The 24983-nt window shown below is 69.1% G+C and carries 21 protein-coding genes and 4 pseudogenes; 11 read left to right on the forward strand and 14 right to left on the reverse strand.

The features are described 5' to 3' along the window. Positions 1-121: 121 nt before the first annotated feature. Positions 122-2041: pseudogene (locus tag ABD794_RS18540) on the forward strand (class I tRNA ligase family protein); the annotation flags it as partial. Positions 2042-2569: 528 nt separating this feature from the next. After that, positions 2570-2848: a hypothetical protein gene (locus ABD794_RS04020; RefSeq protein WP_344960926.1), complete on the forward strand. Its 279-nt coding sequence runs from the start codon at positions 2570-2572 to the stop codon at positions 2846-2848. A gap of 2153 nt (positions 2849-5001) precedes the next feature. Here ABD794_RS04020 and ABD794_RS18545 read toward each other — a convergent pair. Next, a pseudogene (locus ABD794_RS18545) lies at positions 5002-5208 on the reverse strand (SidA/IucD/PvdA family monooxygenase); the annotation flags it as partial. A 50-nt stretch (positions 5209-5258) separates the two neighbouring features. Between ABD794_RS18545 and ABD794_RS04025 the strand changes: the two are divergent. Then, positions 5259-5381, forward strand: coding sequence for a hypothetical protein (locus tag ABD794_RS04025; protein ID WP_344960927.1), 123 nt, complete (start codon positions 5259-5261; stop codon positions 5379-5381). Positions 5382-5438: 57 nt separating this feature from the next. On the opposite strand, the gene ABD794_RS04030 is transcribed toward ABD794_RS04025, so the two are convergent. From ABD794_RS04030 to ABD794_RS04040, 3 genes are all read right to left on the reverse strand, one after another. Continuing rightward, the gene (locus ABD794_RS04030; protein WP_344960928.1) at positions 5439-5642 is read right to left on the reverse strand and encodes a hypothetical protein; all 204 of its coding nucleotides are present in this window, start codon (positions 5640-5642) and stop codon (positions 5439-5441) included. Between the two features lie 255 nt (positions 5643-5897). Further along, positions 5898-6644 carry a hypothetical protein gene (locus ABD794_RS04035; protein WP_344960929.1) on the reverse strand — a complete coding sequence of 249 codons (747 nt, stop codon included), beginning with the start codon at positions 6642-6644 and terminating at the stop codon, positions 5898-5900. Next, positions 6641-8017, reverse strand: coding sequence for a trans-sulfuration enzyme family protein (locus tag ABD794_RS04040; RefSeq protein ID WP_344960930.1), 1377 nt, complete (start codon positions 8015-8017; stop codon positions 6641-6643). Before ABD794_RS04040 ends, ABD794_RS04035 begins: the two co-directional genes overlap by 4 nt. Before the next feature lie 249 nt (positions 8018-8266). Between ABD794_RS04040 and ABD794_RS04045 the strand changes: the two genes are divergently transcribed. From ABD794_RS04045 to ABD794_RS04055, 3 genes are read left to right on the forward strand one after another with little or no spacing between them, the layout of a single operon-like run. Further along, positions 8267-9196, forward strand: a complete 930-nt coding sequence (locus ABD794_RS04045) for a 2OG-Fe dioxygenase family protein (protein WP_344960931.1) — start codon at positions 8267-8269, stop codon at positions 9194-9196. Further along, complete coding sequence (locus ABD794_RS04050; RefSeq protein WP_344960933.1) at positions 9189-9617, forward strand: GFA family protein; 429 nt, start codon at positions 9189-9191, stop codon at positions 9615-9617. Before ABD794_RS04045 ends, ABD794_RS04050 begins: the two co-directional genes overlap by 8 nt. Beyond that, the gene (locus ABD794_RS04055) at positions 9614-10768 is read left to right on the forward strand and encodes a MalY/PatB family protein (RefSeq protein WP_344960934.1); all 1155 of its coding nucleotides are present in this window, start codon (positions 9614-9616) and stop codon (positions 10766-10768) included. The genes ABD794_RS04050 and ABD794_RS04055 overlap by 4 nt, the downstream gene beginning before the upstream one ends. A 27-nt stretch (positions 10769-10795) precedes the next feature. Here the strand turns inward: ABD794_RS04055 and ABD794_RS04060 are convergent, their stop codons facing one another. Next, on the reverse strand, positions 10796-11326 hold the full coding sequence (locus ABD794_RS04060) for a LysR family transcriptional regulator substrate-binding protein (RefSeq protein WP_344960935.1): 531 nt from the start codon (positions 11324-11326) through the stop codon (positions 10796-10798). A 289-nt stretch (positions 11327-11615) separates the two neighbouring features. Continuing rightward, a pseudogene (locus ABD794_RS04065) lies at positions 11616-12401 on the reverse strand (AfsR/SARP family transcriptional regulator); the annotation flags it as partial. 188 nt (positions 12402-12589) lie between these two features. Here ABD794_RS04065 and ABD794_RS04070 point away from each other — a divergent pair. Both ABD794_RS04070 and ABD794_RS04075 read left to right on the forward strand, forming a co-directional pair. Continuing rightward, complete coding sequence (locus tag ABD794_RS04070; protein ID WP_344960936.1) at positions 12590-12922, forward strand: antibiotic biosynthesis monooxygenase family protein; 333 nt, start codon at positions 12590-12592, stop codon at positions 12920-12922. A gap of 239 nt (positions 12923-13161) precedes the next feature. Then, a pseudogene (locus ABD794_RS04075) lies at positions 13162-13278 on the forward strand (VOC family protein); the annotation flags it as partial. 28 nt (positions 13279-13306) lie between these two features. Here the strand turns inward: ABD794_RS04075 and ABD794_RS04080 are convergent. After that, positions 13307-13834: a hypothetical protein gene (locus ABD794_RS04080; protein ID WP_344960937.1), complete on the reverse strand. Its 528-nt coding sequence runs from the start codon at positions 13832-13834 to the stop codon at positions 13307-13309. An 89-nt stretch (positions 13835-13923) separates the two neighbouring features. Between ABD794_RS04080 and ABD794_RS04085 the strand changes: the two genes are divergently transcribed. After that, positions 13924-15120 carry a damage-control phosphatase ARMT1 family protein gene (locus ABD794_RS04085; RefSeq protein WP_344960938.1) on the forward strand — a complete coding sequence of 399 codons (1197 nt, stop codon included), beginning with the start codon at positions 13924-13926 and terminating at the stop codon, positions 15118-15120. Between the two features lie 30 nt (positions 15121-15150). Here the strand turns inward: ABD794_RS04085 and ABD794_RS04090 are convergent, their stop codons facing one another. The 3 genes from ABD794_RS04090 to ABD794_RS04100 form a co-directional block, all read right to left on the reverse strand. Continuing rightward, positions 15151-15606 (reverse strand): hypothetical protein, encoded by a 456-nt coding sequence (locus tag ABD794_RS04090; protein ID WP_344960939.1) that lies wholly within the window; start codon positions 15604-15606, stop codon positions 15151-15153. Between the two features lie 131 nt (positions 15607-15737). Then, positions 15738-17063, reverse strand: a complete 1326-nt coding sequence (locus ABD794_RS04095; RefSeq protein WP_344960940.1) for an amidohydrolase family protein — start codon at positions 17061-17063, stop codon at positions 15738-15740. 40 nt (positions 17064-17103) lie between these two features. Then, positions 17104-17715 (reverse strand): TetR/AcrR family transcriptional regulator, encoded by a 612-nt coding sequence (locus ABD794_RS04100; RefSeq protein ID WP_344960941.1) that lies wholly within the window; start codon positions 17713-17715, stop codon positions 17104-17106. Between the two features lie 232 nt (positions 17716-17947). Here ABD794_RS04100 and ABD794_RS04105 point away from each other — a divergent pair, with 232 nt between their 5' ends. Continuing rightward, a complete protein-coding gene (locus ABD794_RS04105) occupies positions 17948-19249 on the forward strand; it encodes a lipase family protein (protein ID WP_344960943.1) in 1302 nt (433 codons plus the stop codon). A gap of 314 nt (positions 19250-19563) precedes the next feature. After that, positions 19564-19785 (forward strand): hypothetical protein, encoded by a 222-nt coding sequence (locus ABD794_RS04110; protein ID WP_344960944.1) that lies wholly within the window; start codon positions 19564-19566, stop codon positions 19783-19785. A gap of 491 nt (positions 19786-20276) precedes the next feature. Here the strand turns inward: ABD794_RS04110 and ABD794_RS04115 are convergent, their stop codons facing one another. The 4 genes from ABD794_RS04115 to ABD794_RS04130 form a co-directional block, all read right to left on the reverse strand. Then, positions 20277-21362 carry a hypothetical protein gene (locus ABD794_RS04115; RefSeq protein ID WP_344960945.1) on the reverse strand — a complete coding sequence of 362 codons (1086 nt, stop codon included), beginning with the start codon at positions 21360-21362 and terminating at the stop codon, positions 20277-20279. After that, on the reverse strand, positions 21359-22132 hold the full coding sequence (locus ABD794_RS04120) for an AAA family ATPase (protein ID WP_344960946.1): 774 nt from the start codon (positions 22130-22132) through the stop codon (positions 21359-21361). The genes ABD794_RS04115 and ABD794_RS04120 overlap by 4 nt, the downstream gene beginning before the upstream one ends. Then, entirely contained in the window at positions 22129-22770 is a 642-nt protein-coding gene (locus tag ABD794_RS04125) for a Mu transposase C-terminal domain-containing protein (protein ID WP_344960947.1), read from the reverse strand. Before ABD794_RS04125 ends, ABD794_RS04120 begins: the two co-directional genes overlap by 4 nt. 1805 nt (positions 22771-24575) lie before the next feature. Further along, a partial coding sequence (locus tag ABD794_RS04130; protein WP_344960948.1) for a hypothetical protein occupies positions 24576-24983 on the reverse strand: 408 nt, incomplete at its 5' end.

A 24983-nucleotide genomic window follows, 5' to 3' on the forward strand; every position in this document is an offset into this window, starting at 1 on the left:
AGGACGACGACGGTGAAGCTGGTCCTCCATGAATACGGGAGTGCGACGAGACCATCGTCGCGCCACGCCACCCTCTGCCGGAAGGACGTGATGGCTCGGCAGACACGCCGTCGGCCGTCCACACCCGAGGACGATGCGCTACAAGCACTCTGGTCGGCAGCTCATCAGCTAGCCGCTGACCGACTCCTCCATCCCGGTCGTCGCCGACCTAGCACGTCGACCCGTGAGCTTCGGGCCTCGGCGCCGTCAGGTGACGCCCGCCCACGACCGCGAACGACTTCGAGGATCGGGCCATGCGGCACGGCCCTGCCCGTCCGGGGATCGCCGTGATGGACGAGCAACGGGCCGGTCATCACTGCCCACGGCCCCTTCCAGGTCCAGGAACCGCCTGGAGGCCCCAGCTCCGCCATACGTCGCCGAAGCATGCGCGCCGATGACCGGATCGTCGGACCTGAGAGCGGCCCTACGTCCCACTATTCCTTCGGCCACTGCCCGCGCTGCAGAGACCCACTGCATCAGGAGGAGCCCCGCTGTCCTAGCACTTGTGGGTCAAGGGTCGGTCCGCTGGCGAAAGGCCGCCGTGTGACGCGGTCCGACGCGCGGGCAAAGTCAAGCGATCCAACCCGCAGGAGATGGAGAAGCCGGTACTTCGACTGGGTCGACAACCTCCACGACTGGTGATCTCGCGCCAGCTGTGTGGGGCCACGCATCACCCGTCAAAGGACTGTACGGCCCGAAGGGCGAGGTCGTCTTGCCGTCGGACACGCGGCGAGGATCCGCCGAGCGGCGAGGGCTGGTAACCAGACTCCGCGTCCTGCACCCTGTTCCCCTCGCCTGTGGCCGTTTCTCCACCGCGGCTGGCCCTGAGCCGCCCGAGTCGCTCGCGAAGTTCTACCCAACTCTGGCCTGCGGTCACCGGCTACGACATCCTCTTCCTTCTGTGTCGCCGGATGATATGTTCGCGCCTCTACGCGATGGACGGCACCCCGCAGCGGTGTCCACTACCATCCCCATGCACGTGCATGGTCCCGTGACCAGATCGCGCAGACGCAGATGTCCAAGTCCTTCGGGAACGGTGGTCAACCCGCCGACGTGGATTGGACAAGTAGCGTGTCTACCGACGCCTGCGACTTCACCCTCGCGGCGCGGCGTCCAACATCCGGGCGTCCGACGTCCAGTCGGTGCGAGGACTGGGTCCAGGGCTCCGCAACTTCGCCAACAAGATCTGGAACTCCACCCGCTCGCGCTGATGAACGGCGCGGACGCGTCGAGGGGCCCGCTAGCCGACGCGTCGCGGTGTGGATGTCCTCGACCGGGAGGGGGGGGGGGGGGACCTGTGGATCACTCGTCCCGCCTGAACTCCGTTCGTGCGCCGAGGTCGAACGCGTACTACTAGGACTACCATTTTTCTCGTCCAAGCTCTCCGCGCCCTGTTCCACTTCGCCTGGGACGAGGTCTTCGACTGGTAACGTTCGAGCTGTCCAAGACCACCTTCCAGGCGGCGGCGAGGCGGTGCCGTGGTCTCCGAACGCGCGTCGCGTGGGCGAGGTCGCTGACGTGACGCTGCTGCGTCCCCTCCACGCCTGGTCGTCCTCCTCCGTCACGGAGACGCTGTGGGACGACGCTCACGGGCGGCGCGACTGTCGGTTCGTCATCCGCCGGTTGGCCGACGGACTCCGTGTTTCCGGGACCGCCGGCGCCCGAGCGGGGGATCGAGAACCGTCCAGTACGGTCATCAACCGAGGTCCGCCGCTCCGTGCTCCGACCAGGGGGCTCCACGCCCCGGCACAGCGGGGTCCGGCCCGGCTGAGCCCTCGCGGGCAGCTGCGCTCTTGCGCCACGAGGCGGCCGTCCGGAGCTGCTGCGGCTTCCATCCGAGGGCGTACGCGCCTTCACGGCGACGGCCCACGCATGGCGTCGCCTCGCAGGAACCCGCCCAAAGCCAATCCCCCCCCGCTGGCGGCCCGCCCCGTTCCGCCGGCGTCGAGGTGCCCTCGACCTCTCCGGTCATCGAACTTCGCCGTCCGAGCGCAAGCTTCTTGGATAGACCAGTGCGACCCGTCGGCAAGGCGGCGTAGAAGGAGAGCTCCTCGCCAGCGAAAACGCCAAAGCTCGGCAACGGGCGTTCTGGCGTAAGCCGGGAACCCCAGGTCGTGGACAAGATCCGGGGCCGTCCGTTCCCAAGTCGGAACGGAGGACATCACCCGTCATCACCGCCCAGCTGGACACAGCTGCCGGAGGCGTTATCTCGTGCCAGCCGCCGTGCGGTGCAGTCGTGCCGCTGGGAGCTGCAACAACTGGGCTGGGCGCAGGGGCGGCACCCCTCAGGCGCGGCGAGCACACCCACCGTGAGGCGGTGCAACCGAATGCCGCCTCGGAGCCGATCGGCTCCGGGCACCTGCGTTGGACGGCGAGTGGTCGCCCCGGCCCGGCGCTGGGAAGGGGTGCCCGTGCCGCGCCCCCCCTCCCCCACTCTCGGCGTTTCGCTCGAGCGGGGGGACGCCCCATCGCCCCAGGCGGCCGACTGCCCGCGGTTACGGGGACCGGGTACGTAAACTGGAAGTCCGCCGTGAGCGACAACCCGGCCAGAACACAGCCCGACCCCTGCCGACCTGCGACTCTTCGACGATCATCGACCGGAGACCCCCGCGACCCCACCTCGCCGTCCATCGAGCCGGCCAGCCGCACCCTGCGCACCCAGGGCCGGCCCCCAGGCGGCCGACTTCCCCGGGCGCGGAGGACCCCGATGTGGACGCGGCCCTGCGCGCCGTCCGAGACGGAGCTGGGGCCGGCCGTGGGGCGAGACCAAGCTGGAGCCGTCCGTCACCAGGATCGCCGCGCTGATTGAACGTACTGGCGAGCCGCATCGCTGCGTACCCCGTCCATCCACCTCACCGGGACCAACAAAACCTCCACCGCCCGCATGATCGAGGGCCCTGCTCGCGCTTTCGATCTGCCCGGGCACCACAGGTGGGGCGGTACACCTCTCCGCACGTGGCAGTCGATCCACGAGCGTGGATCAGCCTGGCAGCGGCGCGCGATTCCTCCGCCAGTAGGCGGTTCATCAGACCTACGAGGACATCAAGCCTACGGTCGAGTGGGTCGACGCGCAGCACGGAGTACCGGCTGTCCTTCTTCGAGGTGCTGACCGCATGGGCGTACGGCCGCTTCGCCTCCGCCGTATCCGGCTACCCGTTGGACGTGCGCCCGTCGTGCGAGGTCGGGATGGGCGGCTCCTGGACCCACCAACGTCCACTCGTGCGGGGACGTGGCGTCTCCACGCCCCATCGTACCTGAAGCCACCCGCCCGGCTCGGCGGGACGCTCCAGGCGAGATCGCGGTCGAGAAGCCGCCGGCATCGTCAAGCAGACGCCACGTCATCCTGGCCCATGCAGCCGGTGGGATCCGGTGCGCAGGTGATGCTGACGACGGCCGTCGACACCTTCAACGCCACCGTGGCCCGAGAGGGGCTGGAGTCTCGGCGTCGTGGCCCGCGAGGTCGTGCGTCGGCGGGGCAGGCTGGCCACCTCTGCAGGCGGACTGGCGGCGAGTACACCGAGGTCTACCTCCCGTCCACCCCGGTCTTCCGGGTGCCACTCCAGGGCGGTTCCGGTTTCCAACCGCGCCGCGCGCAACCCGTCCTTCAAACGAGAAAGGCTACCCGGTTCCCGAGCCAGGCGCCCGAGGCAAATCCGAGACCGTCCGTCCACCGGAAAGTCCAGAGGTTACCCGTTCCTTGCCGACCGCGGGTAGGCCACGGTCCCCGAGGATCCTGACCCCGCCCTGGAGATACGCACTACCGACGGCTCCTGCGTGCCCACCCCTGAGTCCGCCGCCGTTCCACTGCCCCGTGGTCCGCGTAGGGCAACCTGCCCGCGGGCCTGCCGCCTACTCCGCCGCCCGCGCAGCATCCGAATCAGTTTTCCGTTGCCACGGACTTTCCGCTTGTACTTCCGAGTCCGTCCGCTCCGGGCCCCTCCATAACCGCCCGCCGGGAGTGCCGCCTCCGCCGTCCTGTCTACCCAGGCCCAGGGCCGTAAGCTTTACCAGGAACCCCCGGTGCCATGATCCATCTTCTTCCGGCCCCTCAAAAGGTCCGGCACCTGTGGGCAATCCCATCCGCCGCGAGCCGCTCCCTGCGATGCATTCCTTGCCCGAGTCCGCAGCTCACCCCCTCCTCGCTACGCCGCCTCCCCTATGGTTCCGCTGGACTACCCAAACCCCCGGCCTCCTCCGCGCCTACCCGATCGCTAACACCTCAGAAGGGTCCGTGGCCCCGCCGTCCCGTCCAGTCGCTGCCCCAGGTCCCTGGGCTCCGGTGGTCCATGTATCACTCCGCCGGTCTCCCTGTCGCGCCGCCCCCATATGTCCACTCGTATAAAGCCGCCCTCACCCGAGCCCCCCCTATTTCTCAACCCTTCCAGTAAAACCCCTGGGCAATCACGGGCCTAACCGGATCCGTGCCCGGCCCACCCGTACTCCGCCGAACCGGCCCATCCCCTCCCCGCGCCGTACCAAGTGCTCCCCGGGCCCCGGCCTGCCGTGTTCCGTTGTACCCTACCAGCCCCCCCAGTCCCCGCCGCAGGCGATGACCTCCAACCGGAGCCAGGACCCTTATCCTTTGGCAACCCCTGGTGGTCGGCCGTTACCGGAGTGTTCTACGCTCCTCGCCGGTATGCTTCCGTCACCGTCCTCCACCTCCCTCCGCGGTGTTCCCCATTCCCGCGCCCTCCACCCGCTTCCATACCCCCATTTTTCCGCCCGGTGTTCCGCGTGTGCAACTCCGCGCCGTGCCAGTCAGTCGTAGAGGCGCTTTGTAGACCTGGAGAGGAGTATCCGCGGGTGATTGCCGGTGCCGGCGCAGGCGCTGCCGTGCGAGCAGGTCGCCCGCCCTCAGGCGGGCAGGTCGCGGAAGTACTCCACGTAGCGGGGTTGAACCACTCGTCGGCGAACGGCGAGTCGTCGAGCGGGGCGAAGCCGCGGCGGTCCGGTGACGCCAGGTCAGGCGGCGGGGCGTGCCGCGCGGCCGGACATGGAGGTCCAGGCCACTTCCGCGGCGCTCTGTCCGCCGCCCGACGAGCAGCACGTCCCGGCGTCCAGCGGGACGTCGCGGGTGAGGTGCTCGGCGGCGTGCCACAGATGGGGGTGGGCGATGTCCCGGGCGCAGTCGGGCAGTGCGGGGGGTCTGCCCGACGCCGAGGACGAGGTGGTCGCGTGGCGGGTGCCGCGGGTGGTGCGGTGACGAGGAAGCGGTCGCCGTGGTGTTCGACGGCCTCGACGCGTCGCCGAGGCGCACGTCCAGGAGCTGGGCGGCCCAGGTGAAGTACTGGTCGAACTCCTTGCGGCTGACGTGGTCGGCGGCCGCGATGAGGTGGCGGTAGAGCCGCGCCCTGTTCGTGGAGGAAGTTGAGGAAGCCGAAGCGGCTGCGCGGGTCGACCTAGCTCACACGAGGTCCTTCACTCCGCTGACCTGGAGGCGGGAGCCGCTCCAGAGCAGGCGCGGGTGGCCAGCCGACGGAGGTACTGGACTCCAGGGCGGTGACGGCGAGTCCGTCCAGGGGCGCGCGCCAGGGCCGCCAGGCTGATGTTGGCGGGTCCTGCGTGCCGATGGCGAGGACGTCGGTGGGGCGGTCGTGGTTCATCGCAGCGTCGATCCCTGCAGTTGCCAGGAGATGTCGGCGGAACGAGCGGTGCTGGATGCAGTGTCGCGCACCGGTGAGTCGGCGAAGGCGGCGGCGGACAGAGCTCCTCCACTCGGCCCCGGTGCCCGGTTCGGCGTCCGGTGGCGGGTGCACGTGCAGGGCGACGTCCTGGAGGTGGACGGACGGCCGAGGGGACGGCCTGGAGCAGTCCCGCCGGACGTCCTCACTCCGGCCCGGTGGCGGTCACCTCCCAGGTCAGCGGCCGGCCGGGTGGCCTCGCGGCTGCGCGGCGGCCCAACTGGCGGCCACATCGGCGGCCAGGCCCATGAGGCAGGTACTCCTGCGGGTTGGTCCCCAGTCGACGCCGGTGAGCTGCTTGGGGGCGTCGATCCGCAGGTCCTCCCCGGCGCCGGGGCCCAGCGGGCGGGAGAGGAGCTGGGTGCCGCTGACCCAGCGCACCAGGCAGGCGGCGGTGCCGGTGGCCGTGACGTGCCCGTCGGCCGCGTCCGGCAGGGGGCGCGAGGCGAATTCCAGGGCCACGGGGGCGTGCTGGGTCAGGGTGCGGTAGTTGGGGCTGAACTGCTCGACCTGGTCGACGAGTCCGGCCACCACGTCGCCGTCCGGGACGCCCCCGATGGCGATCCGCGAGCTGTACGTGCCGTCCTGGCAGGTCAGTTCCATGTCGGCGCTGTCGAAGACGACGCCCTGGGCGCTGCCGCCGCCGACCAGGGTGGTCAGGGCGCAGGAGGCGATGCCGGTGAGCGCGAGGTGCAGGGGCAGCGGGCCGTCCGCGCCCGGGGTGCCGGCCGGGTCCCCGACCTCGACGTGGAAGCGGCGCGCGGACTTGATCGAGCCGAACAGCGCGGGGCCCAGGCTCGCGGACAGGCCGCGGTGGGGCGAGGACCGGGCCTTCGCGGCGTACCAGAAATCGGCCTCGGCGGGGTCGTTGCGGATTTCGTGGACCACTTCGCTGAATCCGGCGGTGTTGAAGCTGTTCCTCATCGCATGTCCTTCTCGTCCGGCACGTTTTCTTGCGACACGGCCTCGCCCGGCACGTTTTTGTCCGGCGCGGCCTCGTCCGGCGTGCCGAGTGCGTTGTCCAGGTCGCGGATCAGGTCCCGGGCGTTCTCGATGCCCACCGAGAACCTGACCAGTCCGGGATTGATACCGATCTGGGCCCGCTGGCGTGCGGTCAGCGAACTGTGCGAGGTATTGCTGGGCATGCTCACCAGGGATTCGACACCGCCGAGGCTGGTGGCGACATAAGGGATGCTGAGTTTCTTCATGAAGGCCAGCGCGGCCGCGTCCCCGCCGCGCACCTCGAAACTGACCATCCCGCCGTAGCCCGCGTAGTCCGCGCGTTCCAGGTCCGCGTAACGGTCGCCGCCGATTTCCGGGTGGTGGACCGCGACTATCTCCGGATGCCCGGCGAGATACCGGGCGATCTCGCGGGCGTTCTCGTTCTGGGCCCGCATGCGCAGGGGGAGGGTCTTCAGACCGCGTTCGAGGAGGAAGGCGGTGAGGGGTTCCAGCGTCCCGCCGAATCTCAGGGCCTGCGCCCAGATCCGGTCGAGGAACTTCCGGCGGCCGACGACGGCACCGGCGGTCAGGTCGCTGTGCCCGCCGAGGTACTTGGTGGCGCTGTGCACGACCACGTCGGCACCCAGGTCCAGCGGCCGCATGTTCACGGGGGAGAGGAAGGTGTTGTCCACCACCAGCAGGGCGTTGGCCTCCTTGGCGATCCGGGCGATGCGCCGGATCGAGGGGGCCTTGAGCAGGGGATTGGTCAGGGTCTCGAAGAACAGCAGCTGGGTCTCGGGGCGGACCGCGGCCTCGATGGCGTCGAGGTCGGTGGGGTCGACGAAGGTGACCTCGCGGCCGGCCGAGGGCATGTCCTCGCGCAGCAGGTTGTAGGTCCCGCCGTAGGCGTCGTAGGCGGAGATGATGTGGCTGCCGGCGTTGGTGAGCGCATAGACGGTGCTGGCGATGGCGCTCATCCCGGAGGAGGTCACCAGGGCGCTGCGGCTGCCCTCCAGAGCCGCGATCTTCTCCTGGACCGACCACTGGGAGGGGTTGCCGTAGCGGGTGTAGATGGGGACGTCGCGCGAGGTGCCGTCGGAGAAGGCCGCGTAACTGGCCTCGTCCAGCAGGAAGGTGCTGGTCTGGAAGACCGGGGTCCCGACGGCACCGGTGACGGGATCCTCATAGGTGCCGGCGTGCACGGCGAGCGTCTCCGGGGAGACCGAGCGCGACAGGACCCGGTGGTGCGGGGTCACGGGGCCCGCGAACCGCGACCGGGTGAGGTCGTTGAACCATTTCGCTCCTCCGGTACGGCCCTCTTCGAAGCCGACCGCCGTGCGACTCTCTTTCGTCACGTGCTCCCCCAGGTGAAGTCAGTTAGGGCCGGAACGGCGTTGCCCTGCCGCCTCGGAAAAAAGTTAGAGGAGCGGTGCCGACGAGACGTCAACGCCATGTCAACGCACTGTTGATGACCGGGTTTCGACGGCAACACCCCGGCAAATACGCTGCGGCTCACGGGACTTGACACCCCGATCCGGACGCACCTAACTTTTGCCGCGGAATGCGACGCGGTCGCCCGTCCGGACCATTCACAGGGAGGTTGCATGAAAACCTCGGAAATCAACCCGGCTGTTTTCGCGGAAATCAGGGACATCAAATCCCGGTACATACGCGACCGGTCGGTCTTCGTCGAGGGCCCGCAGACGGCGGGCATTCTCCGGTCGCTGGGGGCCTCGGCGGCGGACCTGGAGAGCCTGGAACTCGTCAGCGACGGACTGCGCGGCGATCCGACGCTGCCCTTCCGGAAGTCCCGGAACGGCCGCTTCCGGCTCGATCCGGTGGCCCGGCAGGCCCGTCGGCTGGAGTTCCAGCCCTTCGTCCTGTCCAAGGAGGAGGACTTCGTCCGGCACGACTCGGGGGAGCTGCGCGTCTTCGAGGAGGTGCAGGACGACCTCCAGCTGAACACCGCCTTCCAGGCCCTGCTGGCCTTCAAGCTCCTGATCGTCGACGGCGTGCAGACGGCTCACCGCCCGCTCCTGGACTACGGGTCGACCGACTGGATCTGCACGTTGTTCAACCTCAGGACGATCACCGACGCCGCCCTGCTGGGCGAGCCGGCGCTGGAGGGCGTCCACAGCGACGGAGTGGACCACACCATGACCACGCTCCTCGGCAGCACCAATATGACCGAGGACAGCGCGGTGACGTACCTCCACGACATGGGCGAGACCAACGGCGCCCGGTGGCACGAGACCGACCCGGAGCTGGTGCTGGGCCACGTCCGGCACGGCCGCTTCCTGGACACCCTGCTCGTGGTCGATCACGAGCGCAAACACAGCGTCTCCCCCGTGACCGCCGCCGACCCCGAGCAGCCGTCCACCCGGGACATGCTGATCTTCTTCACCCGCCGGCCGGCCGCCGCGGGCCATGTGTCCCACCACTACGACTCGTTGCGGCCGCACACCGGCCTTCCGATGTCGGTGGACCTGCCGTCGCTCGACGCCGAGCCGGCCGGGGCGGAGTGCCATGTCTGAGCCGTCCACCGACGCCGACGGCGGGATCGAGCGGGTGTGGTACGAGGGCGCATGCCACTGCGGGGGCGTACGGTTCTCGGCCCGCGCCGGCCGCAACCTCACCCTCACCCTGTGCAACTGCGGGATCTGCTACAAGTCGGGGCACCAGGAACTGATGGTTCCCGAGGAGCGGTTCACCCTGCACCAGGGGCAGGAGTACCTCAAGCCCTACCGGTTCGGCAACCGCATCGCGGACCACACCTTCTGCGCCGTCTGCGGGATCATGCCCTTCTACCGGCCGCGCTCGCACCCCACCGGGTACTTCAGCGTCAACGCCCGCTGCCTGGACCTCTCGGCCGCCGAGAACGTCGAGTTCGTCGAATTCGACGGGCAGAACTGGGAGGAGAGCATCGCCTCCGGACAACACGTCCTGAGCGAATGACACGCCCGCCCGCCCCCTTCCCCGGCCCGGGCGCCCTGGACCGGCTCAAGTGGGAGACAGCCGGCCCCGGCGGACTCGGGGCCTGCGCCGCCGAGATGGACTTCGGCACCGCGCCGGCGGTGACCTCCGCGCTGCGGACCGCCGTGGCCCGCGACCGACTGGGCTACCTCACCCCCTCGTTGGCGGCCGACGCCGGTGCGGCCTGCGCGGCCTGGCAGGACGAGCGCTACGGCTGGCGGGTGGACCCGGAGGACGTCCGGCTGCTGCCCGACGTGGTGCGCGCCTTCCACGTGGCCGTCGCACACTTCTCCCGCCCCGGCTCGCCGGTGATCGTCCCGGTACCGGCGTACACGCCGTTCCTCACGGTGCCCGGACTGCTGGACCGCCCGGTCCTCCAGATGGAACTCGTCCGCTCCGGCGACCGGTACGTCTACGACCTGGACGCGCTGGACCGCGCCTACGCGGCCGGCGGCCACCTGCTGGTGCTGTGCAACCCGCACAACCCCCTCGGCAGGGTGATGGAGCGGGGCGAACTGCACGCCATCAGCGACGTGGTGGAGCGGCACGGCGGCCGGGTGTTCGCCGACGAGGTGCACGCGCCGCTGGCGCTCCCCGGCCACCGCCACGTGCCGTACGCGTCCGTCTCACCGACGGCCGCCCGGCACACCCTCACCGCCACCTCGGCGTCCAAGGGATGGAACCTGGCCGGGCTCAAGTGCGCCCAGGTGCTGCTCACCAACGACGCGGACCGGGAGCGGTGGGCACGGCTCGGACGGCTGGCCACCGACGGCACGGCCACCTTGGGCGCCGTGGCCGCGGTGGCCGCCTACCGCTCCGGACGGCCCTGGCTGGAGGCCGTGCTCGCCCGGCTGGACGGCAACCGGAGGCTGCTGGCCGAACTGCTGGCCGCGCACCTGCCGGAGGTGGGACTCGTCCCGCCGGAGGGCACCTTCCTCGGCTGGCTGGACTTCCGGGGGCTGGGCCTGCCGGAGGACGGCCTGGCGGAGTTCTTCTCCCGCCGGGCCGGGGTGACGCTGGTCGACGGCACCGACTGCGGCCCGCCGGGCCGGGGCTTCGTCCGGCTCAACTTCGCCACCACCCCCGAGCTGCTCACACGGATCGTGGAACGGCTGGCCGCGGCGGCCGGTTGAGAGGCGCCGCCTTGAGCGGCGTCGCCGTCAACATCGGGGGAACGCCTCCACCAGGCCGGGAGGCATGATGTGCGCGCCGGCCACCAGCTTCTCGATGAAGGCGGTGGCCACCGCGTCCGGGCGGCCGTAGGAGTAGGCGGCCAGGGTGCGGCGGATGGGCGGGTCGGGCAGGAAGACGCGCCCGGGGAAATACGGAGGGAGCATGTTCGCCGGAATCAGCGCGGGACCGAGGCCGGACAGGGTCAACAGCGGTGCGGCGGCGCTCTGTTCGGTGAAGATCGCGGTGCTGGGGCGGAAACCCGCCGCGGCACAGCCCTCGTCGAGGAAGCGGGCGAGACCGTTGCGCGGGGCGAGGCGGACCCACTCGCGGTCACGCAGCGCCGAGAACGGCACCCGCGCGGCGGGGTTGAGATCGGACGGGTCGCCCGGGGGCAGCACGATGACGAACTCCTCGGTGCCCAGCAGGTGCACCGGATGGGGCCACGCGTCGGGCAACGGGCCGACGGCGAGGTCGGCCTCCCCGGACTCCAGCGCGGCCTGCAACTCCCCGGCGTTCATGTACTCGGTCAGGACCAGCCGGATGTCGGGCCGCTCGCGGTACAGGTCGCGCAGGGGCCGGCGGCATCACACCGATGCTGATCGACTGGAGCGTGGCCACCCGCAACCCGCCGGCGAGAGGGTGTGCCCGGGAAACGTCCGGCCGCATCCCCGGCATGTTCCGGGCGGGCCCGAGGACCGCAGGGATCCGTACGGAGATGACGGGCTTCGGACCGCTGAGTTCCGGTTTCGGCGGGGGTGCGGTGACGACGGCGATGCGACGACGGGATTCCTGCCGGAGGACCGCGGCGTGGACCCGCTTGAGCTCGGCCCCGGCGTCCACCCCGAACTCCTCGGCCAGACACGTGCGGGTCCGTTCGTAAATGCGCAACGCCTCGGCCTGGCATCCGATCTCCGACAGGGCGGTCATCAAGTGGCCGATCAGATGCTCGCGCATGGGGTAGCGGCGCGCTTCCGGCGCGAGCTCGGCCGCGACCGTGGCGGCCTCACCGAGCGTCAGACGGGCCCGGGCCAGCGACTCCACGGCCGTCAGACGGACCTGCTCCAGCCGGGCGGACTCGTCGGCGAGCACCGGGAGTTCCTCGAACTCCTGGTAGGGATCGCCGTGCCAGAGGGACAGGGCCTCGGTGAGCGCGTCCCGCGCGCCGGGCGCGTCCTGCCCGTCCAGCAGCCGGCAGCCGGACCTGACCAGATCCTCGAAACGGTGGGCGTCCACCTGCTCCGGGAAGAGCCGCAGGACGTAGCCCGGCGCCCGATAGCTCAACAGGGAAGGATTCTTGCGCCCGGTGGCCGAGTCCAGCGCACGGCGCAGATGGCAGACATAGGTCTGCAGGGTGGCGACGGGCCGGCGCGGCGGCGCGTCGCCCCACAACTCCTCGATGAGCAGCCCGGTGGGGACCACCCGGCCCGGCCTGAGGGCCAGTAAGGCCAGCAGGGCCCGGTGCCGGCGCGGCCCCAGGACCAGATCAGTGGTGCCGTACTGCGCCGATATATGCCCCAGCACACGCAGCCGCAGCTCCGACGGACCGGCCGGATCCAACAGGTTCAGAGGCATCATGGTCTCCCGCACGGACATGATTCACCGTTCCCAGAACTGTGCCGGAAGGCGTGCCTGCGATCTCCGGCACGCGCGTGGAGGATGATCTTGGCATATCGTCCGTCTGGATCCCATAGGTCTCGGAAGCCGATTGTTGTCACTAGTCGGTCATGCCGCAGTTCACCCTCGCTGATCTCCTTACGGGTGTTTGCGGCAGGATAGGGGTCATGAGTGTTGTCAAGATCAATGTTCTGACCGTCCCGACCGAGCAGCGCGAGGTCCTCGAGCAGCGTTTCGCCTCCCGCGCCGGCGCGGTGGAGGGCTCGGACGGCTTCGAGTGGTTCGAGCTGCTCCGGCCCGTCGAGGGAACCGACACGTACCTGGTCTACACCCGCTGGCGCAGCGAGGAGGACTTCCAGGCGTGGATGGAGGGCCCGATGAAGGCCGCCCACCGAGGCAGCACCGACGGCGCCCCCCAGCAGAAGCCCGCGGCCTCCGGATCGACGGTGTGGACCTTCGAGGTCGTGCAGCAGGCCGGACCCAAGGGCGGCGATGCCTAGGGGCTCACGACACGAGCCCGGACCGCGGCCTGCGAGGCGTGCAGACTCCCGGCGTCCCGACGCCGCCCCGCCCGCCTCGCCCGGCCGACAAGCCGCACGTGTCCCGCGTCGTCCATGACCACCTGCGACGACGCGGGACCCGGGCCTCGCACCCGTGACGAGATCCGCACCACCCGCGAACCCCCGCTGTGCTGCGATCGTCGTCAAGTACCGCACGGGAAACGGCGGGTGGGCCTTTCGCCCTCGGCGCCGGGCCCGTCGACGTCGGCCAGACCGGCAGCGAGAGCCGGCACGTCCTGGCCGACCCGGAAGGCAACGAATTCTGCCTCCTGCACGCCCGGATCCAGCCCGTCTGACCACTTCCCGGCGGGCTCGGCGTGTTGGTCAGTCCGTGGTCTCGGTGGTCTCGGCGTCCTCGAAGTAGGAGTCCAGCACGGTGTCCAGTTCCGCCGCCCACTGCTTGGGCAGACTCCGGTTGGGCGCTTCGATGTCGGCGTCGTAGCTGCGACGCCTGGTGGTGTGGACGGTGACGGTGAGCCGACGGCCGAACCGGGGGATGTTCGTCTCCACCGCGCCGATCTCCGACCAGCCGAACTCGGCGGTCTCGTCGTCCAGCCGGAAAGTGACGCCGGTGCTGTCAACCGTGATCGAACCGCGCCGGTCGGACACCTCGAAGGCCGGGCCGTCGGCCACCGGCCGCGACTCCTCCTCGGCGACAACCTCCGCTTCCGCCTCCGGTTCCGGTTCCGGTTCGGCGCGAGTATCCGGGACGGCGTCCGCCGGTACGTCCGCCGGTACCGGCGGAGATTCCTCCGCCTCGGCAGGGCGCGGCGGAGGCAGGCCGGGGACGAACGCCGGATCGGTTCCGGCGGCGTGTACGGGCGGGCTGTTCTGACCTATGCGGTGCTCCACGGCGGCAGTATGGCCGATGAAGCTGTGCGAGCGGCAGCCGGGCCGCACCTGTCCGCGCCCAGCCGCACTCTCATCGGCATGGGCGCGGCATGCTCGCCCTCGACCTGATCCCACTCCGAGAGGAACAGACGCTCATGACCCAGCAAGCCCCGGTCATCGTTTCCAGCGAGTCGCCCTTCGCCAAGGACGTCTTCATCAAGCGGCATCCGGCGCTGATCGAACGGCTGGTTGAGGCCTGGCCTTTCGGCCCTGAGCAGCGCCGGGCGCTGTCCGTGCTCGCGGAGGAGAACGTCCACGGCGTGATCCGGCCGCTTCCGGACGGCGCCGTCGACGCCCAGCTCTGGCGCGACTGGGGGAACGGCCTGTACGGCCGCCCATGGGCGGAGGTGCCGTTCCTGTGGGCGGAGTCGTTCTTCTACCGGCGCCTCCTGGAGGCCACCGGCTACTTCAGGCCCGGGCCATGGCTGGGTGTCGATCCGTTCGCCCCCTTCAAGCAGACCGAGCTCGCGGGTGAGGCGGTGTCGGCGGAGATCGCCGCGCTCGACGATGTCGTCGAACTGGCCGAGGAGGAGCAGGGCCAGGCCTTGCTGCTGTCCAGTCTCTGGGGCAACCGCGCCGACCTGGGCTTCCAGATCACCGCGGGGCAGGGGACCGAGGCCTCCGGTCTGGTGGCCGACGACAGCGCACGCCTGTGGGAGCTGCTACGGTCCGAGGCCGGCGGAACGGTCGCCGTGGTCGCTGACAACGCAGGCAGTGAGGTGGTCGCCGACCTGGCCCTCATCGACCATCTCCTCGCGCACGGTCTGGCCGACGAGGTCGTGCTGCACGTGAAGCCGTCGCCGTACTACGTCTCCGACGCCACGCTCGCAGACGTCGCCGACGGCCTGCGCGCGCTCCTGCTCGGCAAGGGCGAGGCCCGAGCGGCAGGGGAGCGGTTGAGAGAGGCAGCCGCCCTCGGGCGGTTGCGCGTGCGGGCGGACTCCTGCTTCTGCGCGCCGTTCGACTACACCGCCATGCCGGTGGCCCTGCGGCACGAGTTCGCATCGGCCACGGTGACGATCCTGAAGGGTGACCTGAACTACCGTCGGCTGGTCGGCGACCGCTGGTGGGAGCCGACGACCCCGTTCGCCGGGGTCACCGGTCACTTCCCAGGACGGATCGCGGCCCTGCGCACGCTTAAGTCCGACGTCATCGTCGGCCTCGGGACAGGAACTCTCGCGGAGCTCAACTCAACGCCGGATTGGCGGACTTCCGGCACCCACGCCGTAGTGCAGGTCCGCTCGTGAAAGCAGTTGGACGCGCCGAAAGGCATCGTGCTAGCCCAACGGATAGGTCTGTGACGGCCCGGAGCCCGCCGGGCGTTGGCCGGGGTAGACGACCTTCAGCCGGGAGAAGTACGGAGCCTTTCCGGCCCGGGGCACCGGCCGGTACACCTCCACACGCACCCGGAACGTGTGGAAGTGGCCCCGAGCGCAGTCCGGTACGCAGTCGTTGACGACCTGCCTGCCCACGCCGTGCGCGACGCGGGTGGTCCAGTCCGCCCAGCGCAGCTCGCGCAGACCGTTGTTTCCGTCCCCGCACGCCAGCAGGTACTCGCGCGGCGCGACCCGGTCGTGGCGCAGGCAGTCGACCAGGACCGGAGTCCTGCCCGGAGCGGGGCCCGCCGCGGCGCGCGAAGGGGCGGCCCCGGAAGCGGAGGCGGGCACCACGGCGGTGGCGAGGAGAGCGCCGGCGGATACGAGAACGCCGAGCAGACGACGGCTGGAGGACATGAGCGGTGTCCTTTCGAAGGGAATCTCGATCAGGACGGATGTGGTTGTGCCCACCAAGGAGTATCCCCGGTTCCTTGTGCACCATGTCTTGGAGGAAGCAGCAGCGCTTCTCGTGTGTGCCGGGGGAGCGGCTAGTGCCCGGGCGTGGTGAGGCGGTCGCGCAGGGCGTCCACCTGCTCGTACAGGCGCGGGAGTCCGTTGGCGACGAGGCGGCCGCGTTCCTTGAGGACGCGTCCGGCGACGACCACGGCGTCGATGTCGCCCCGGTCCGCGTGCAGGACCACGGCTGCCGCCGGGTCGTTGACGGGGCGCATTCCGGGGCGGTCGGTGGAGAGCACGATCAGGTCCGCCTGCTTGCCGACGGTCAGGGAGCCGGTGCGGTCGTCCAGCCCGAGGGCGCGGGCGCCTTCGATGGTGGCGAAGGACAGGATCTGCTCGGCGGTGACCATGAGGGGGTCCGAGCCGTCGAGACGGGCGCGGGTGTGGGCGGCCTGGCGCACGGCCTGGAGCGCGGCCCGCATCTGCGTGAACATGTCGCTGGGGACGGTGACTTCGACGTCGGCGCTCAGGCTGGGGGAGAGCCCGGCGTCGAGCGCGTCGAGCAGCGGCGGGTACCCCTGGCCCATCAGCATCTCCACCACCGGGGCGATGGACAGGTGCCCGCCGCTGTCGCGGATGAGGGTGTACTGCGAGGCGTCGAGATCGGTGGCGTGGATGTAGGTCGCGCGTTCGCCGTGCGCGGCGAGCAGACCGAGCCGCTGGAGCATGCCGATCGGGGGTTCCTCGCTGAACCCTCCTATGACGTGCAGGGCGACGGGAAGGTCGAGTTCGGCGGCCAGGTGCCAGTTGGCCAGGGTGCCTTCTTCGCTGCGGGCGGTGGCCTCCAGAGCCATGGTCACCAGGGCCCGGTCGTCGGCGAGCAGACCGCGCAGCCGGACGGCGTCGCGCGAGAGACCGTCGGCAGCGACCCGGTCGGCGTGCCGGGCGGCGAAGGAGTGGCCGTAGGCCAGGACCGTGCGCAGCCCGGTGTCGCGCAGGGCCTGGAGCGCGGCGTCGGAGTGCGCCGGGGTGTCGTGGATGTTGGCCACGTCCTGGACGGTGGTGACGCCCGCGTCGAGGGCGGCCCAGGCGCTCAGCGTCTGGCCCAGATGCACGTCGTCGGGGGTGAACTGCGCGGCGAGCGCCCCGGCGACCCGGGGGAAGTAGTCCCCGAGAGTCAGGTTCGCACCCATGCCGCGCAGGGCGGCCTGCCACATGTGGCGGTGGGTGTCGACGAACCCGGGCAGCACGATCGCGCCGTCGGCATCGATGATCCGCGCGCCTTCAGGGGCTTCGATGTCCGGGCCGATCTCCGTGATCACACCGTCGCGGGCCAGGATGTCGGCGTGGAACGCGGCCTGGGCGGCGGTGTCCATGGTCAGCAGCAGTCCGCCACGGACGAGCAGTGTCTGGGTCATTTCTCTGTTCACTCCGAACTCCCCCCTTCGATGATCAGGATCAGTCCTGCGGCCCTCGGCCGTCCCAGAGGAACCGCATCAGGTCCCAGTCGGGCGCAGGCCCCGGCAGCGTGGCGGCGGAGGGAACGCGCAGGCCGTCGAGCACCATGCGGGCGTACCGGCGCTGGAGAAGCAGGGCCTGGGGGTGGTCCAGCGGCAAGGACGGACTGAGGTGGTCCAGGAGGAGCAGCAGGTCCGCCCCCGTCACCTCCGCGCGCAGGGCGCCTTCCGCCCGCGCCCGCTCGGTGATGGCGTCGATGGCCCGGTGCATCTCCTCCCTGACCGCGTCCAGACCCGGGGTGGGGGCCTGGCGCCTGCCCAGTACCGGCAGCATGTGCCCGGCCCGGGCCTCGAGGCAGGCGAACAGGAAGCGCTCCAGGGCCCGCGTTCCGTCCGGCTCGCTCGCCAGCGCCCGCCGGGCCTGGTCGGTGATGAAGGACATGCCCGCCAGGCGGACCGCGGTGACGAGGTCGTGCTTGCTCGGGTAGTGCCGGTAGATCGCACTCATTCCCATGCCCGCCCGCCGGGCGATCTCGGCCATCGACACCTCGTACCCCATGTCGATGAAGGCGCTGCTGGCGGCGCTGATGATGCGCTCCTCCGTCGTTGTCACATCCCGAACCCTACCAGAATGGAACGTTCCATTCCGTGTGCTGGCTCTCCTGGGGCCGTCGGCAGCGGTGCGGGAAGTCCCGTCGGATCCCTGTGCAACGGACTTACCGTTTGGTAACTTTCCTCACCGATACCTGTGGTAACGCACGCATCAAGCATCCCTGTGATCCATTTCGCGAGCCGGGGGAGTCATGCACAGATCCGCCACACGTCAACTGGCAACCGCAGCCGTCATGGCACTGGCCATCACCGCGGCTCCGGCGGCAACCGCCGCAGCCGCCCCGTCCGCGCCGGCGACGGCCGCGAAGAACGATCCGTTCTACGCCTACGACGGCAGTGAGCCCCTGTCTTCGTTCGCGCCCGGCACGGTGCTGAAGACACGGACGCTGCAGTACCACGTCGTGGGCATCCCGACACCGGTCAAGGCGGTCCAACTGCTCTACCGCACCACCGATGCTCAGGGCCGTCCGTCCGCCGGCGTGACCTCAGTGGTGCGCAGCCCGGGCGGCGACGGCCGCAAGGCGGTGTCGTACCAATCGGCCTACGACTCCCTCAGTCCCGCGGACGGGCCCTCCCGGGCGATCGCGGGTGACGTCGGTCTCGGCGGCCTCATCCCCAGCGGCGAGTCCCTCGTCCTGGTGCCGCTTCTGCTGCAGGGCTACGACGTCGTCATCCCGGACACCGAGGGGCAGGACGCCGACTTCGCGGCCGGCCCGGAGTACGGGACCAACACACTGGACTCGATCCGGGCCGTCAGCAGATCCCCGGAGACCGGCATGAACGCCGGCACCCGGTTCGGCCTGATCGGTTACTCGGGCGGTGCCATCGCAACCCACTGGGCGGCCGCGCTCGCGCCGAGCTACGCACCGGAGGTCGACCGCAGACTGGTGGGCTTCGCCGAGGGAGGGCTGTTCGTCGACCCCGCGCACAACCTCAAGTACGTCGGCGGCAGCCTCGTATGGGCCGGTGTCATGCCTATGGCGCTCATCGGGGTCACCCGCGCCTACGACATCGATCTGAAGCCGTACATGAGCAGCTACGGCCTGGAGGTGTACAAGAAGCTCGAACACGCCTCGATCATCAATGTCCTGGGCCAGTACCCGGGCCTGACGTGGAAGAAGATGGCGAAGCCGGAGTACGCCGACCCGAACTCCGTGCCCGAGTTCCTCAAAGCGGTGAACAGGCTCAACCTCGGTTCGGCCGCGACCCCGACCGTCCCCGGGTTCATCGCGCAGGGCAACGGCGGCGTGGAGGAAGGAACCTTCAGCAATCTGCCGGGCATCGGGACCGGCGACGGAGTCATGGTCGCCGGAGACGTGCGATCGCTGGCCCGGCAGTACTGCGACAACGGCAACAAGTCGATCAAGTATCGCCAGTACGACCTGCTCGGCCACTTCGGCAGCACCGTGCCCTGGGCGCCCCTCGCGCTGAGCTGGCTCAACGACCGGTTCGCGGGCAAGACCCCTCCGTCCGACTGCGGCAGGATCCCCGCGGGCAACTCGCTGACGCCGGAGAAGCCCGCCCTGAGCTCCTGACGCTCCGCAGATACGGCGGAGCGGGTTGCGCGACGGAGAGGAACGAGATGATCACGGAATTCTCTACGCTCTGTGATCATCTGGAGGGTTCGTGTCCGCTGTGCCTGCGTCCATCTCTCGGCGACCTGGACCGTTGTGGGGTGCGGGGGCGAGTGTTCCGGCGGTGGGCACATCAGGCGCGGCGGATGAGGTTACGGATCGTGACGATGGCAGTGGTGAGAGGGGAGGAAGAACTCGACGTACTGGCGCCGTTCGGTGCAGAGATGGAGCTGGCCTGACCGTTCGGGAACTTTGACGGTGCATACTGGCCCCATATGACGAAACGATCCGCGCCCCGGCGCCACCTGTCCACGAGCCCCTTCAAGGCCCCGGTTGCTCCGCTGGCCAAGCACTTTGCCCTAGGAGAACGGGTCTCACATGATCGGTACGGCCTGGGTACGGTCATCGGTGTAGAGGACGAGACCGCGATGCTCGTCGACTTCGGCTCGCACGAAGTCCGAATCATCAGCCCGTACACGGGACTGCACAAGCTATGACCTCGTGAGCCGGCCTGTCACCGATCAGGATTCGATGCGACCGCGCTGCCTTCAGCGAGACGGGAGACCAGCACCCAGGTAGCACCGAGCCTCCGTGTCCGTCTCCAGCGATTTGATCCGCGTCCCAGGGTGACCTGGTCCGGTCACTTCTGGTCTCCGGCGTTGCGTCCTGCCCGAGTTGGCGCAGCCCCGGCGGTCCTGACACCTCCGCCGAAACTCCCGCCTCACCTGACGCATGAACGCGTGATGGTCTGCATTGGTTTGTCGGTGTGGGTTCGGCGTGGAAGTGTCAGTAGTTTTTGGGTGGGAACGGCTGTGGTGAGGTCGGGGGTTGGTGGTTCGGGGCCGCTGGCAGTGGGTGCCGATGTGGTGCTGACGTTTTTGGCGATTTGCTGGGTCGGTTTGGTGCCGGTTGGTATCACGGGGTGTGTTGATGCTGGTCATGGCGCTGTGGTGGCTCGGGGGTGTGTCTGGTGTTGTTCCGTGGTTGGTCAGCGGGAGAGGTGGAGGCGAACGGCCCGGGCGTGGGTGGCGAGTTCGTTTCCGCCTCGGCTGGTGATGAGGGGGAACACGGTGGCCTCGGGCGGGCGGCCGCTCTGGTGGTGGTAGAGGGTGGCGGCGTGGAGGAGGGGCCGGGCCCAGGCGGGGGTGGGGTGGAGGCGGCAGCGGCGGTGGGTGGGGCCGTCGTGGATCTTCACTGTTGCGTTCGCTGTGCTGATGTCGGTGCTGCGGAGCAGTGCCAGGCGTTCGGTGCTGGCCCCGGTGAGGATGGTGGTGGCGAGCGCCGCTGCGTACAGCGGGTGGGCGAGGGTGTTCAGCCGCGCGGCGAGCTGGTCGGTCGTTTCGTCGTGGTTGCCCGACTCGGTCGGGGAGTGCGCCTGGGGCGGTGGTGTGGCGTGGTCGGCTCCCGGGCATCGGGCGCGTGGTGGCCGGGGCGTTGTGTGGCCTCGGCGCGGTGGGGGAGGGGCGATCCATGCCTGGCTGTACCGGCCGCGATGGTTGTCGTCGCTCGGGAGCTGAAGTGCTGCGTCGCGTTGTGCCGTTGGGTGTTGTTGGAGCTGCGGCAAGGTGGAGTGGAGGTCTTCGGTCATCCGGTGTTCGGTGTCGTCCAGCGCTGTGGTGAGGGCGTGGGTGGGGCGGGTGTGCCACAGGAGGGTGAGACGGATTCCGGTGCGTCGGCGCAGTTCGAGCAGTTGCTGGATGCGACGGGTGGTGAGTTGGTGGGTGCGGGTGACGATGAGGTGGTCGATGCTGTGTGCGCTGGTCCAGGCGGCGGCCGCTGCCCAGGCGGGTTGCAGGGAGTCGGCCCACGTCCCGTGCTGCTCGCCGGTGCCGATGATGGTTTTGCCGAGTGCGTGGAGGACGTCTTGGGCCAGGGCGGCGGGGGTTCCGACGGCGGGTGTGGGGTGCACGGTGATACGGCCCTCGGCCGGGGCGTGGGTCCCCAGCGCCGCCGCGGTGACCTGGGGATCGTCCTGCCGGTCGATGACCACGGTGACCGGTGCCGGGCCGTGGCCGGTCCTGGCGGCCGGCGGCTGTTGTAACGGTGCCGGTGCTGCGGCCTGGCGGGCTGTCACATGCCGCCGATCTTGCTGTAGACCCAGTGGACGAGTTCTTCGTCGACCTTCTTCAGTTTTTTCTTCTTCATGCCGGTCAGGATGTGGGCGGTGACGTTGGCCCAGTTGCGGAAGCTGCCGTGGGCGGCCTGCTTGTCGATGGCGTCGATCAGCGCGGTGTCGGTCTGTGCCCAGACGGGGTGGAAGGCGGGGATGGTCGCGAGGACCTCGGCCCGGGACATGCGGGTGAACTCCTGCCACAGGTAGATGCGGGAGGCGAGCATGGGTTCGCGTTTGAGGACTTTGTAGCAGCCGTCGCCCCCGGCGAAGATCACGGCGATGTCGGTGCGTTTGTCGTCCCACAGGTGCCGCCAGTACTCGAACGAGGTCTTCTTCATCCACTGCGCCTCGTCGCAGACCAGGATGCGGAACTCCTCGGCGAGCGCGTCTTTGAGGAGGTTGTCGAACTCGATGGGCCTTGTTGGGGGTTCGCCGGGCAGGCCGAGGGCCTTGAACAGGCCGTGGCGGATGTCGCGGGGGGTGGGTCCGGCACGCAGTTCGAGCCGGTAGGTGTTCTCGGGCGCCAGGTGGCGCAGCGCCGAGTTGACCGACATGGTCTTGCCGGAGCCGGCGGGACCGTGGACGCACATCATGGCTTTCGCCTCGATGACTGCCTCGATGTTGTCCCGGGTGGTCAGCAGCGCCTCGGTGCCGACCAGCTGTGCGTGTTCCAGGCCGAGGAAGTGGTCTTCGGTCTCGGCGGGCAGCAGACCGTAGTCCAGGTCGATCATCGCGTCTCTTTCTCGTCGTCCGGCTGGCGGGTGGGGATGGGGTGTGCCCAGGTGTCGGGTGCGGGGCCGTGGGGGATGTAGTCGGGCCGGGCCAGGGACCGCCGGTCCCCGGCCGCGCCCGCGTCGAGCTCGGCGTCTGCCTGGGCCGTGGTGAGTGAGCCGAGGCGTTTGGGGGCGGTGGCGGTGGTGACGGCTTCGAAACGCTGGCGCCGTAGTTTCTCGGCGGCTTTGAGGTCGGCTTTGAGGCGGCGTGCGGCGGCGGTGCGTGCGGCGCGTACGGCCCGGATCTGCTCGGGGGTGGCCGCCTCGGCCAGGAACGCCGGTCCGAGGTGGTGTCCGGTGGTGGTGTCGAAGACCTCGATCTGGTCGTCGTGGTGGGGCAGATACCGGATGATGACTTTGGTGCCGGTGTTGCCGACCATCCAGTCGGCCAGGTAGTCGCGGCGCCGCCAGCGGATTCCGCTGGTGGTGAGGGTGTGGGTGCGGCCGTCGTCCTCCAGGGAGAACGTGGCCAGGTCCTTGGGCTGGACGTCGCTGATCGGGGTGGGGTCGGCCCGCCACGCCTCGAGGGGCGTTTTCCCGCCGAGCGTGTCGGGCCGGTGGGAGGTGTTCCACCAGGCCACCCATTCCAGCAGCAAGTGGACGAACGCCTCGAACGCAAGCGGCGGGGCGTCGGGGTCGGCGAGCCGTCCCCCCGGCGAGCCTCTGCCGGTGGGTGTAGCGGGGGAGCGTGACCAGGAACATCTCCTCCACCGCATCGTTGAGCGCCTCGATGGTTCCCTTCAAGTGCGGGGAGTACGCGGGAAGATCCGTCACGGGGACGGCGAACGTGCCCAGCGCCACTGTCACCGTCTCGCACAGGAACTCCTTGCCGCGGTCGACGCGGGACTCGAGCGCTCCTGCGAGACCCCGGGGCGAAGCGGCGGGCGCACGCGCAGTTGTTCGCAGCGGGCCGAAGGGGCGCCTGCTCGTCGTCAGATGCCGCCGCAGGAACCCATCCGGCACGCGTCCGTCGTGGCGTAGTCGCGCTATGGCCTGCTGTCGGCCGCCCGCCGCCGGGTCCAACCCAGGCGTAGCGCTCGGCGTCGTACGCCCGATGGCGGCACGTGGCGGTCCAGCCGCCCGCGACCCGGTGGACGGCCGCCGTCCACGTCACGGAGCACCTCTGAGCATGGTCTCAGCCGGGAGCGGCGCAGCTCGACGAGCGGCCCAGGGCGGGCAGCGAGGAGCGGCGGTCCGCGGCGGACCGGCACGACAGCGTTGCGGCGCACTGCCAATCGGGCTGGGAAGGACCAGCGACGGCGCAAGTTACGTCCAGATCGCCTCGTTCATCACGGCCGGGAGCAGCGACCCCGCGTGCTCACGCCGCGACCGGGCGCGGCCAACCGCCTGGTGAGTAGGCGAGGGGGAGGAGGGCGAGCCCAGGTGGACGACGAAGCCCAGGTCACGGGCTGTCGAAGCCCATGCCGAGGGCGGGGACCGTCGCGACAAGGGCCTTGACGCGGTGGCGAGCAGATCCTCCTACCGGCCTGCTGGCGGGTCAGCGTTCGACGTCTTGCCGGTGTACGCCCCCCGGTGGACGTGTTGCCCGCAGGCGGCGACAGGAACGCCGTACACCTCCTGGCGGCGGCGACGTTCAGGGTGTAGATGATCACGGAGCCGGGCAGCCTCTGACGAGGTGGTCGGAGAGACAGCCAGCCGGTGGGCGGCGCCCGGGAGGCTGGAGGAAGACGGGCTCAGCTCTCCCGGTACAGAGCCCCGCGCAGCACGAGCGCCCGGTTCGTGCAAGCGCCCGTGCCCAGCTGTCGGCTGACGTCGGCGGTTGACGCGGGGCGTTGGCCGTCGCGGTGATGGTGGCTGGCGAGCACCAGGAGGAGTACGGCGGGAGGGCGGACGGAGCATAGTCCGCAGCCGGCGGGTAGTCGGGACGGAAGTCGTGGCCCCATGTCGGGAGATGCAAGTGGGCCTGTCCACACAGGAGGACCGTGGCTGGCCGCGAGCTTGGGCAGGACGTGTCGCGGAAAGTGGGTTGTTCAGCCGGCTCCGGCGAGACGAGCAGCCCTTACACCTCGCCGGCGGCGACCTCGGCTGCACGGGTCCCAATCCTCGCTGTTGGAGGAGTTGATCGTTCTCGCGTGGATGCGGCCGGGCCGCGCCTCCACTATATCCACACGTGGTATCCTCTCTTTTCTCCTCGCTCTATCTTTTTTCTCTCTACACTATTTTTCTCCTTTTTTCTTTTTTCTTTTCCTCTTCTCCTCCTCCACCATTCTTATTTTCCTTTAACTTTTCTCATCTAACTCCTACCTCCTCTGTTCTCTCCCATCTTTCTTTCCTCTTCTTCCCGCCCTCCATTTCTCTTATCACTCATCCAGTGCCCTCTTCTTTCCCTCCTCCCCCTCCTCTCTCTCCCACTCTCACTCATTCTCTTTCCATTTTCATATCATCTTCCTTCCCTTTCTTTCTTTTCTTTTTTTATCTCCCTCTCTTTTCTCCTTCTTTTTTTCTTTCTTTTCTTTTCACCTCTTTCCCTTTTCCCCTCTTTCTCCCTTTCTTTATTTTCTCCTCTTTTCACTTTCTTTTTTTTTTCTTTCTTTCCTCTTCTCCCTTTTCTCTCTTTCTTCCCTTTCCTCCTTTTCTTCTTTTTTCTTTTCTCCTTTTTCTCTTCTTTTTCTTCTCTTCTTTTTTCTTTTTTTTTTTCCTCTATCTTTTTCCTTCTTTCTTCTCTTTCCTTCTTTCCTCTTCTCTTTTTTCTCTTCTTTTTTCCTCCCTTCCCTTCTCTTTTCTCTGTCTCCCCTTTCTCCTTTTTTTCACTTTTCCCTCTTTCTTCCCCCTTTTTTTCCCCCTTCTT

It is taken from the genome of Streptomyces thioluteus, from assembly GCF_039535865.1.

What these genes read in the sequence shown, in the direction of transcription:
- ABD794_RS04105 (WP_344960943.1), top strand. Translation starts at nt 17,948, where the DNA reads ATGGCACTGGCCATCACCGCGGCTCCGGCGGCAACCGCCGCAGCCGCC.
- ABD794_RS04070 (WP_344960936.1), top strand. Translation starts at nt 12,590, where the DNA reads ATGAGTGTTGTCAAGATCAATGTTCTGACCGTCCCGACCGAGCAGCGC.
- ABD794_RS04095 (WP_344960940.1), bottom strand. Translation starts at nt 17,063, where the DNA reads ATGACCCAGACACTGCTCGTCCGTGGCGGACTGCTGCTGACCATGGAC.
- ABD794_RS04030 (WP_344960928.1), bottom strand. Translation starts at nt 5,642, where the DNA reads ATGAACCACGACCGCCCCACCGACGTCCTCGCCATCGGCACGCAGGAC.
- ABD794_RS04120 (WP_344960946.1), bottom strand. Translation starts at nt 22,132, where the DNA reads ATGATCGACCTGGACTACGGTCTGCTGCCCGCCGAGACCGAAGACCAC.
- ABD794_RS04085 (WP_344960938.1), top strand. Translation starts at nt 13,924, where the DNA reads ATGCTCGCCCTCGACCTGATCCCACTCCGAGAGGAACAGACGCTCATG.
- ABD794_RS04055 (WP_344960934.1), top strand. Translation starts at nt 9,614, where the DNA reads ATGACACGCCCGCCCGCCCCCTTCCCCGGCCCGGGCGCCCTGGACCGG.
- ABD794_RS04060 (WP_344960935.1), bottom strand. Translation starts at nt 11,326, where the DNA reads ATGAACGCCGGGGAGTTGCAGGCCGCGCTGGAGTCCGGGGAGGCCGAC.
- ABD794_RS04045 (WP_344960931.1), top strand. Translation starts at nt 8,267, where the DNA reads ATGAAAACCTCGGAAATCAACCCGGCTGTTTTCGCGGAAATCAGGGAC.
- ABD794_RS04110 (WP_344960944.1), top strand. Translation starts at nt 19,564, where the DNA reads ATGACGAAACGATCCGCGCCCCGGCGCCACCTGTCCACGAGCCCCTTC.
- ABD794_RS04035 (WP_344960929.1), bottom strand. Translation starts at nt 6,644, where the DNA reads ATGAGGAACAGCTTCAACACCGCCGGATTCAGCGAAGTGGTCCACGAA.
- ABD794_RS04090 (WP_344960939.1), bottom strand. Translation starts at nt 15,606, where the DNA reads ATGTCCTCCAGCCGTCGTCTGCTCGGCGTTCTCGTATCCGCCGGCGCT.
- ABD794_RS04050 (WP_344960933.1), top strand. Translation starts at nt 9,189, where the DNA reads ATGTCTGAGCCGTCCACCGACGCCGACGGCGGGATCGAGCGGGTGTGG.